Consider the following 1,224-nt stretch of genomic DNA (forward strand, 5'->3'; position numbering starts at 1 on the left):
CCTCCCACTCCCCCGCGACGGGATCCACGAGGCTTTCCTCCGCCTTCATGCCCGCCACGAGCTGCATGACCACCTTGTCATCAAGCGGTTTGACGGTGCCGTCCCGGCTGGTGCCCTTGGTCTTGTAGTCGATAAGACAGGTCCGGCCGTTGATCCGTGCGACGAGGTCCAGGGTGCCGGCATAGCCGACCGTCTTGTTCCACACCGTAATTTCCGGGGCGATGGGCTCAACCTGGAAGAGCTCCCACCATTCGTCGAAGCGTGCCGCGAAGGCTTCCTCGCCGTTGGCGGCCAGCGCCTCCCGTGTTTCCTTCATCTGGTGCGGCCGGCCGAGCGCACGCAGCGCAACCTGCTCGCAATAGTTGTGGACCCGGTCGCCGCGTTTGGCGGCATCGTCCCGGTACGACTCCGCCGCCTTGGCGGCCCGGCTGACCGCCTGCCGCAGTTTGGCCGGGCTCCCCAGGATGCCGGGGAGCTCGGGATCCTGGGCCAGACTGTTGGCGCCCATGTACCCGAACCAGCCGTCCAGGCCGTGTGGCTGCTGGCCGATCACCGTGGTGATGGAAGGCACAGAGAACTGAGCCGACGTGGAGCGGGCGTACATGCGGCCATGGTCCGTGGCGTGGGCGAGGAGTGGAGCGGTCATATGAAGACTCTTTCACGGGGGTCAGACAACGATGAAAAGCAAAATGGCCCGCCCCGCTGAGTCAGCGGAACAGACCATTTCGTTAGTGGGCGATACTGGGTTCGAACCAGTGACCTCTTCGGTGTGAACGAAGCGCGCTACCACTGCGCCAATCGCCCTAACGACATTGAATGCTAGCCCACCCGGGCGGATTTTAGAAATCGGCCCGGGGGAACCTGGCCGCGGCGGGAATGCGGCCCAATACTCCCGCGCAACAGGCCCCGTGCACGGGCCGTTCCACCAGCCCTCCACCGGCCGTTCCAGTCGTCCCCCTCAGAAGGCCCGCTCAGTAGTCCCGGCGCCACTTAGGGCCACGGCTGAACACCGACGCTAATTACAGCGCTGTAATTAGCAAAATCCCCTAGAACTCGGGGAAGTAGGGCCATGGAACCCGGGCCAATGGGTCTCGATTTGTAGATTCCCAGAACCTCCTATAGAGTTCTTACTCGTTGGAACGCGAGGAAATGCCGAATGCGGCAAGGCAATGCACACCAACAATGCGGACGTAGCTCAGCTGGTAGAGCACCAGCTTGCCAAGG

Annotated in this window: 1 protein-coding gene and 1 tRNA gene; both read right to left on the minus strand. The window is 63.1% G+C overall.

Annotation, left to right across the window (positions count from 1 at the left end; genetic code table 11):
• The coding region (locus LQV45_RS33775) for a cytochrome (protein WP_230012173.1) at window positions 1-646 on the minus strand (646 nt) is incomplete at its 3' end.
• Window positions 647-732: 86 nt separating this feature from the next.
• Window positions 733-804 (minus strand) — tRNA-Val (locus LQV45_RS33780).
• Window positions 805-1,224 lie beyond the last annotated feature (420 nt).

This window comes from Microbacterium sp. Bi128, from assembly GCF_918698205.1.